The following is an 8,802-nucleotide window of genomic DNA, read 5'->3' as shown; positions in this document are numbered from 1 at the left end:
TGTTAATGGATCTTATAACATCATGAGAAAAGCAGTCCCAAATGCTTTTGCAAATGGGATAGAGGGCATTGTAGTTTGTCCAGTGAAAGTAAAACTTCCGAACTAATGCTTTGGATATTTGTCCATATTATTAGCAACTATTTCAAGCTAGTTACAGCAGAAAACCAGAGTAACTGTAATTCCTTTTGGATGTAGGACTCAATCAGTTAAGCCTGGAGATTTGGCTTTTTGTGAGTTGATCCGAGCTATTTACCAGGTCAGCATTCCCCCACAGAGGTAGATTAGTGGGAGTGCGCCAAAATACTGGTAATTTTTTGATATGAATAACAATCCTAGGAGGAAATTTGAAGGTATCAATTTTGCGGCGAGAGTGGTTTTCTAACACTCGACAGGATATCATGGCGGGGGCCGTTGTGGGACTAGCTTTGATTCCAGAAGCGATCGCCTTTTCCATTATCGCCGGGGTTGATCCCAAAGTCGGGCTTTACACCTCATTTATTATTGCCGTGATCACCGCCTTTTTAGGAGGTAGACCGGGGTCAATTTCCGCGGCCACGGGCGCAATGGCCCTATTAATGATTAATTTAGTCAAAGATCATGGCTTACAATATCTATTCGCCGCCACCCTCTTAACCGGGGTGTTTCAAGTTGTATTTGGGGTGCTCAAACTGGGTCGCCAAATGAAATTTGTACCCAGAGCGGTAATGATTGGCTATATTAACGCCTTAGCGGTGTTAATTTTCCTGGCCCAGTTACCCCAACTCACCAACGTTCCCCCCACTGTATATATATTAACGCTCCTGTCTTTGGTAATTATTTACATTTTACCCCGCTTTACCAAAGCAGTACCCTCCCCCTTAGTAGCTTTAGCAGTGATGACGATCGCCGCCATGGCGCTAAAACTAGAAGTTCCCACAGTAGGGGATATGGGAGAACTACCCAAGAGTTTACCCTTGTTTGCTCTACCCCAAGTCCCCTGGAATCTGGAAACCTTAAAGATTATTTTGCCCTATTCCCTCACCTTAGCGATCGTGGGTTTATTAGCTTCCTTCCTGACTGCTGCTTTAGTGGATGAACTCACAGATACACCCAGCGATAAAAACCAAGAAGCTAAAGGACAAGGTATTGCTAATATCGTCACTGCCTTCTTTGGCGGCATGGCAGGATGTGGAATGATTGGACAATCGGTAATTAATGTCCAGTCTGGTGGTAGGGGGAGACTCTCCACCCTTGCGGCCGGAGTTTTCCTATTAATTGCTATTTTATTTTTACAGGATTGGGTCAGACAAATGCCCATGGCTGCATTGGTAGCCGTAATGATTATGGTGTCCATTGGTACGTTTCGCTGGTCATCCTTTCAGAATATTCGCCGCATCCCCACCACGGAAACTGCGGTCATGTTAACCACAATGTTTGTGACTATTTTTACCCGCAATTTTGCCCTGGGGGTAGTTACCGGTATCGTCATGAGTACTTTATTCTTCTCTAACAAAATTGCTCAGTTAGTGTTTGTGGATAAAGTGCTGAGTGAGGACGGTTCCCATCGCACATATAAGGTAGCTGGTCAAATTTTCTTTTTATCACGAGATGAATTTCTCGCTGCTTTTGATTTTACCGAACTAGTGGAGCGGGTGAGTATTGATCTGACTCATGCTCACCTGTGGGACCAAGGAGCAGTGGAGGTACTTGATAGAGCAGTGCTGAAATTTCGCCGTAATGGTGCAGATGTGGAAGTCCTGGGACTAAATGAAGCTAGTGCAACCTTGCTGAATAAATTGGCTATGTATCCTAAAGCCGATGGTTTGAACAAACAATAGTATTTTAACAGCATCATGAAAAATATTTTACTTTGTACCGATGGCTCCTCTTTTGCAGAAAATGTTTATAAATATGGTGCTTGGTTTGCTCTCAAGTTTGGTTGTCACATTAATGTTTTATTTGTGACTGATATTCGTAGTCAACAAGTAGCTTCTACTGGTAACCTCAGTGGTACTATTGGACTAGGGAGCGCTGAAAACTTATTGCATGAGCTGGTCAATTTAGAACATCAAAAAGCCAAGCTGAATAATCAACGCGCTAGATTGATTTTACAAAATGCTGCGGCAATTCTCAAAGCTGAAGGTGTCACAGATGTGCAGTTAACCAATAAAACCGGGTTTTTGGTAGATTGTTTTGATGAGTTTGAGAAAGATGCAGATTTGATTGTTTTGGGGAAACGGGGAGAAGGTGCAGAATTTGCTTCGGGTCACTTAGGGGCTAATATAGATCGCATTGTGCGCAGTAGTACTAAACCATGCTTAGTTACACCGCAGGAATTTAAACCAATTTCCCGCCTGTTAGTGGCTTATGATGGTAGTGTTACGGGTAACAATATTCTCCAATTTTTAGCCGCTTATCCTGTATTGACAGATTTAGAAATTCATTTGCTGACTGTGGCTAAAACTGGGAAGCTGGAAACGGCAACTCAAACACAACATCAAGGTAAGCTATATTTGCAAACCGTTGGATATGAGCCAGTTTGTAGTGTTTTAGAGGGTGACCCAGAAACAGCTATCACTCATTATATTAGCCAAGCAGATATTAGTTTTTTGCTCATGGGCGCTTACGGTCACAGTCGCATTCGCCATTTAGTCATTGGGAGTACCACCGCTCAACTGCTCAGAAGTAGCAATATTCCTGTATTGTTATTCCGTTAGCTGACTGCGCTGTGTTCCCACGCTTATAAGCGTGGGTTGTTTGGCTATCTCAAAAAAAGCTTTAATTTCAGGCTTTCTCGGTTGTGGGGGGGAGCGCAATGGGACTTAATTCTAGTTCTGGGTGGTCTCCCTTAACTTGGTCTAGGTTCCACTGGTTTTTAAACAACAGTACGGGACGCTCCCAACGGTCTTTTACCACAAAGGTGTTAAATAAACGCCCGACTTTATCCAAAATATCCCAACCTCCAGTTACCCAACGCGCTACTGAATAAGGTAAAGCTTCTAAGTAGGTCTCCACTCCGTACTCATTGACTAGACGAAACTGCACTACTTCAAACTGCAGTTGACCAACGGCTGCTAAAATGGGGTTACGTTTGCTTTCATCTGTGGAGTGTAAAATTTGTACGGCTCCCTCTTCTTGTAGTTCTGTTACTCCTTTATTAAAATTCTTATATTTCGTTGGGTCGGCATTCCTCAAGTAAGCAAATAGTTCTGGGGAGAAGGAGGGTATACTGGGATAAATCAACTTGTCGCCTATGTAAACAGTGTCTCCAATGGCAAATGTCCCTGGGTTATTTAAACCTACTACATCCCCTGGATATGCTACCTCTACTGTGTCTCTTTCTTGGGCGAATAACTTTTGAGGGTGGGAAAGACGCACTGTTTTACCTGTGCGCGCATGGTTAACTACCATATCTTTTTCAAATTTACCAGAACACACCCTTAAAAAGGCAATGCGATCGCGGTGTTTGGGGTCCATGTTAGCTTGTAATTTGAAGACAAAGCCAGAAAACTCTGGATATGTCGGGTCAATTTTACCTTTGTTACTTTCATGGGGGGTGGGTCTGAGTCCATATTCTAAAAAGGACTTGAGAAACAATTCTACCCCAAAGTTATTCATTGCACTACCAAAAAACACCGGGGTCATTTCACCTCGATGCACTGCTTCTTGGTCTAGGGTGGGTCCCAAACTATCCAAAATTTCTAATTCTTCTTGCAGTTGGTGATACAAATTTTCACCTACAAGGGACTCTATTCTGGGGTCATTGGCGGCGATAATAGTATCTGTGGCTTTTCTTGTACCATGGTCGCCACTCTTTTGAAATAGATGTATTTGCTGGTGTTGACGGTCAAAAATCCCTTGAAATTGGTCTCCTGTGCCAATCGGCCAGTTAATTACATAGGTTGACAGTCCCAATTCCCGCTCAATTTCATCAATTAGCTCTAAGGGCGACATACTGGGACGGTCGAGTTTATTAATAAATGTAAAGATAGGCAGGGAACGCAGTCGGCAAACTTCAAATAATTTGCGGGTTTGGGTTTCTAGCCCCTTGGCTGCATCAATGAGCATGACTGCATTATCCGCTGCTGCCAAGGTTCTGTAAGTATCTTCACTGAAATCTTGGTGTCCTGGGGTGTCTAAAAGATTGAGGAGACAATTTTGATACTCGAATTGTAATACTGTGGAGGTGATGGAAATCCCTCTTTGTTGCTCCATGGCCATCCAGTCTGAGGTGGCGTGGCGTTGGGAACGACGAGCTTTGACGGAGCCAGCTTGTTGAATTGCTCCCCCGTAGAGGAGGAGTTTTTCGGTGAGTGTGGTTTTACCCGCGTCGGGGTGAGAGATAATCGCAAAGTTGCGCCGGCGTTCTATTTCTTGTGGGGCGATCGCATCCCGTAATTCTGTTGGCATAAGTTGAAAATTTAAAAGAACTGCTCTATTGTCAAACCGATGTAGTCTATCTTCAGACAAGCTGTATGATCATGCAAGACAAGCAATCATTAGAGCATTCCTATAGTGGCCACTGATCACCAATTTTGATGCTAAATAAGCTAATTTTTTTCAAGCTACAAAGCTGCACGGCTGAAAGACAAAAAGTTTTGACATTTTCGTTTTCTAATTGTACAACTAAATCCACTGTTTTCACTTCTTTATTACCACACTGAAACTACCACCAAATGCGATCGCCATGTTCATCTAGCCTTGCTGCGCGAATCACATCAGAAATTTCTTCTGCGTCTTTGACATGGTGGAGTGCTTTTTTTGTGCCATCAGGATACTCTACCACAAAGTACGTTGGGACTGTAATCTGGTCTCCTGTGATATCTGGCACATTCACGGCTATCTGTTGCGCTTTTTCCTCTAGGGTTTTAGACTCGTCTATAACATCCCCTGGGTTGGCGGTTAAGTTTCTTTCTTTGACTGTTGGTGCAGTGTCTTGATAGTCGTGACTAACTGGCTGATGTAGATTGTTGAGTTTCTTAGTCATGATGTTTTACCTTGGGGAAAATTTATACATCTATAGCAGTAACCACAAGTGTTAGGACATTTCCCTGCTTGTTGTTCCCCATTCCCTGTTCCCTGTTCCCTTAAAACCACAATTATGATGTCCTAACGTGTATGCGTAGTGCTATACTAAGAACAATCTAAAAAATTATCCCTGTGATGAGTTCCTTCTCTAGAGGGAGAAAAACACAAAAAACAGGTTATTCGGCGCAGTTGACAATTAAGTGTGTGAGGGCATCAATCAGGCGATCGCCTTCCATGGGTATAATGTCTTTACCATGCATAATTTCTTGAGTAGTCACGAAGTGGACTAAGGAGCCAATGAGAATTCTGGCTGTTGCTTCTGGGTCAGGTATTTTTAATTCCGGGTGAGCTGCTAAATATTTACTGATGGTCTCTATGGCTGGTTTAGCGATGCTGTAAATAAAAACCTGGGCTAACTCGGGAAACCGCGCCGACTCCCCCATTAATAGCCGTTCAAATGACTGATATTCTTTATCTTTGACCATCTGTTCTAAGGCTGTCACTGCTAACCGCCGTAGGACAACATAGGGTTCTCCATGTAAGGGTTGTGACCCCAATATGGAGTAAAACCTTTTTCTGGCTAATTTCTCAATTAATGCTTTAAATAATCCTTTTTTATCTTGAAAGTAACTGTATACTGTTGCTTTAGAAACTCCTGCTGCTTCTGCTACCCTATCCATACTCGCAGCTGCATACCCACGAGCTAAAAATTCTTGCATCGCCCCTTGCAGAATTTTTTCCCTTTTCTCTACTGAGTTCGAGCGGTCAGTTTCTCCACCTTTTGGGCGTATCATGTGCCAATAGTCCTTAACATTATCAATATTTTCACACTTTTGTTAGTAATCGCTTGACTAAACTACTCGGTTTAGTATAATTCTATTATAGAACTAAACGGTTTAGTTTTGTATCTTGTAGTTCATTTTGGGGATTATGTAACCATAGCAGCGATTCCTAGTCTACAGAGGAAAAATGTAGGTAATGACCACAAAGAAACTATTTATCTCTCGTGTACAGACTAATACCTCAGTGAAAATTTTTAGTTAGTGGAGTGGAACCCCATGATTATGTCCAAAATTCACCGGACAGTATCACATCTATTTTCTCTGGTGAGTGATAAAAGAGAGTTAGGCGGGACATTTACCAAAATAGGATTTTTTCTGATTTGAATCAGTGTATTTGGAATTGCTTCAAAGGTATGCTATTGTGCAAAACTCAAAGCTAGATCGAGCTATATCATCATCCCCATCGATTTTACGTCCGCCCCTTGTTATAGCCATTATTGTATCTTTAACTCTAATCAGTACTAGTGTTTATACGGTATTTAAATTCCAGGATAAATTAAATCAAAATGAGTCCAGCCCAGCAGCAATAATCCCTGATTTAACAACCGTAACAGCACTAGGACGCATCGAACCAAAAGGACAAGTGATTAAAATTTCTGCTCCCATGTTGCCGGAAGGAAGTCGGGTAGAAGAACTTTTAGTCACAGAGGGGGACAGGGTAAAAGCAGGGCAGGTGATAGCGATTTTAGACAGCCGAGATCGCCTGTTGGCGGCCTTGCAAGAGGCTGAGGAACAAGTGAAAGTAGAACAGGCGAACTTAAAGCGCATCAAAGCAGGTGCTAGACGTGGAGAAATTTTAGCACAACAAGCGATAATTGCCGGCTTAGAGGCAGAACGCCAAGGTGATATTGCTGCCCAAGAAACCACTGTAGCCCGATGGCTGGCGGAAGTGGGGAATGCGGCGATAGAAAACCAAAGATATGAAGAACTGTATAAACAAGGGGCAATATCAGCCTCCCAAAGAGACAGCAAGAGCTTAAAACTGGAAACAGCCCAGAAAAATTTACAAGCAGCACAAACACAGTTAACTCGCACTCAGTTAACTAGCCAGGAAAAAATTAACGCAGCTAGAGCAACACTTAATAGCATCACTGAAGTGCCACAGGTGGATATCGAAGCAGCTCAAGCCGAAGTGAATCGGGCTATAGCAGTTATGAAGCGGGCCCAAATCAATCTCCAGCAGGCTTATGTGCGATCGCCTCAAGATGCACAAATATTAGAGATCCATTCCCGTCCGGGAGAATTAATTTCAAGTAATGGTATTGCTGACATTGGGCAAACCAGCCAGATGTATGTAGTTGCGGAGGTTTACGAAAGCGATATCAATAAAGTTCATCCAGGGCAGAAAGTAGAGGTATTTGGTAATTTTGTCCCTATTGAACTGCAAGGGGTAGTAGATCGGATTGGCTTACAAGTGCGGCGGCAAAATCTCATTAATACAGACCCCACAAGTAATATTGATAACAGAGTCCTTGAGGTTTATATCCGACTAGATGAAACTTCCAGTCAGAAGGCTGCCAAATTAACCAATATGCAAGTTAAGGCAGTGATTCAACTGACTAATTCGTAATTAGTTACACCAATCAGCAATGGACAGGGGGCTTAGGAGAAAATTCCCCAACTATGTCAATTTTCCGATTAACCCTACTCAGCACAACCTATGATGGGACTAATCCAACAACTGCGACGACGCACGCCCCTAGGATGGCTGCAACTGAGTCACGAAAAAAGCCGCCTGCTGGTAGCACTCTCAGGGATTGCTTTTGCGGATGTTTTGATGTTCATGCAGATGGGCTTTCAGACGGCGCTATATGACAGTAACACTAGACTACATCGCAGTTTACAGGCAGATATTCTTTTAACCAGTCCCCAAGCCCGTAGTATGCAAAATATGCCGACATTTTCTCGGCGGCGGCTTTATCAGGCTATGGATATACCGGGGGTGAACTCAGCAGAAGCAATGTATGTGAATAACATCATTTGGAAGAATCCCCAAACCCACCGCCAGACATCGGTACAAGTCATCGGTTTTAATCCAGATCAGCCAGTTTTTGATTTACCGGAAGTGAATCGGCAGTTACAGTCTATCAAACTACCTGATACTGTGTTATTTGACCGCAATGCTCGGGGTGATTACCAACAGGCGATCGCCAAAATTAATCAAGGTGAAAAAGTCACTACTGAAATAGAGGGGCGGACTATTACCATTAGTGGTTTATACACCGTCGGGGCTTCCTTTGGTTCTGATGGTAGCTTAATCACCAGTGATCAAAACTTTTTACGGTTGTTTTCTAGACGCCCAGCCAGCAATATCAGTTTAGGTTTGCTCAAGGTCAAACCCGGTTATGACCCGAAAAAGGTAGCAAAGGCTTTACAAGCCTACCTCAGAGATGATGTCAGGGTGATGACCCACCCAGAGTTTATTGAATTTGAAAACAATTTCTGGCGCACCAATTCCCCCATTGGGTTTATTTTTAGTTTGGGTGTATCCATGGGGTTTGCTGTGGGGGTGATTCTGGTTTATCAAGTTCTTTCTACTGATGTCAATGCCCATGTCAGGGAATATGCTACTTTTAAGGCTTTGGGATATCGCAATTACTACTTTTTAAGTGTAGTGTTTGAACAAGCTTTGATTTTAGGAGCATTGGGGTTTATTCCAGGGGTAGCAGTGTCTTTGGGACTTTACCAAATGACTCGCACCGCTACAAATCTACCTATGTATATGACCGCAGCCCGGGCTTTACACGTGCTGGTTTTAACTATCATTATGTGCTCAATTTCCGGGGCGATCGCCACTCGTAAACTACGCTCTGCTGACCCGGCGGATATGTTTTAGATGGAACTATATAGCATTTACCCGGCTCGTAGGGAACAGGGAACAGGGAACAGGGAACAGGGAACAGGGGATAGGGAGCAGGGGATAGGGAACAGGGAACAGGGAACGGGGAACGGG

The 8,802-nt window shown here is 43.3% G+C and carries 7 protein-coding genes; 4 read left to right on the top strand and 3 right to left on the bottom strand.

What is annotated here, in order from left to right; all coding sequences use genetic code 11:
• The first annotated feature begins 398 nt into the window (after positions 1 to 398).
• Entirely contained in the window at positions 399 to 1,817 is a 1,419-nt protein-coding gene (locus tag PN447_RS17475; RefSeq protein ID WP_334311112.1) for a SulP family inorganic anion transporter, read from the top strand.
• Positions 1,818 to 1,832: 15 nt separating this feature from the next.
• Positions 1,833 to 2,696, top strand: coding sequence for a universal stress protein (locus tag PN447_RS17470; RefSeq protein ID WP_271764279.1), 864 nt, complete (start codon positions 1,833 to 1,835; stop codon positions 2,694 to 2,696).
• 67 nt (positions 2,697 to 2,763) lie between these two features.
• On the opposite strand, the gene prfC is transcribed toward PN447_RS17470, so the two are convergent.
• The 3 genes from prfC to PN447_RS17455 form a co-directional block, all read right to left on the bottom strand.
• Positions 2,764 to 4,389 (bottom strand): peptide chain release factor 3, encoded by a 1,626-nt coding sequence (gene prfC, locus PN447_RS17465; RefSeq protein WP_271764278.1) that lies wholly within the window; start codon positions 4,387 to 4,389, stop codon positions 2,764 to 2,766.
• 256 nt (positions 4,390 to 4,645) lie between these two features.
• The gene (locus tag PN447_RS17460; RefSeq protein ID WP_271764277.1) at positions 4,646 to 4,966 is read right to left on the bottom strand and encodes a hypothetical protein; all 321 of its coding nucleotides are present in this window, start codon (positions 4,964 to 4,966) and stop codon (positions 4,646 to 4,648) included.
• 217 nt (positions 4,967 to 5,183) lie between these two features.
• Positions 5,184 to 5,801: a TetR/AcrR family transcriptional regulator gene (locus PN447_RS17455; protein WP_271764276.1), complete on the bottom strand. Its 618-nt coding sequence runs from the start codon at positions 5,799 to 5,801 to the stop codon at positions 5,184 to 5,186.
• 409 nt (positions 5,802 to 6,210) lie between these two features.
• On the opposite strand from PN447_RS17455, the gene PN447_RS17450 reads away from it, so the two are divergent.
• Both PN447_RS17450 and devC read left to right on the top strand, forming a co-directional pair.
• Complete coding sequence (locus PN447_RS17450; RefSeq protein WP_271764275.1) at positions 6,211 to 7,419, top strand: ABC exporter membrane fusion protein; 1,209 nt, start codon at positions 6,211 to 6,213, stop codon at positions 7,417 to 7,419.
• A gap of 90 nt (positions 7,420 to 7,509) precedes the next feature.
• Entirely contained in the window at positions 7,510 to 8,685 is a 1,176-nt protein-coding gene (devC, locus tag PN447_RS17445) for an ABC transporter permease DevC (RefSeq protein WP_271764274.1), read from the top strand.
• Positions 8,686 to 8,802: the final 117 nt, after the last annotated feature.

This window comes from Anabaena sp. CS-542/02 (assembly GCF_028331085.1).
GTDB classification, from domain to species: domain Bacteria; phylum Cyanobacteriota; class Cyanobacteriia; order Cyanobacteriales; family Nostocaceae; genus Anabaenopsis; species Anabaenopsis arnoldii.
Note: the sequence above shows the minus strand (reverse complement) of the source record. Positions and strands in the feature narration are given on the sequence as shown.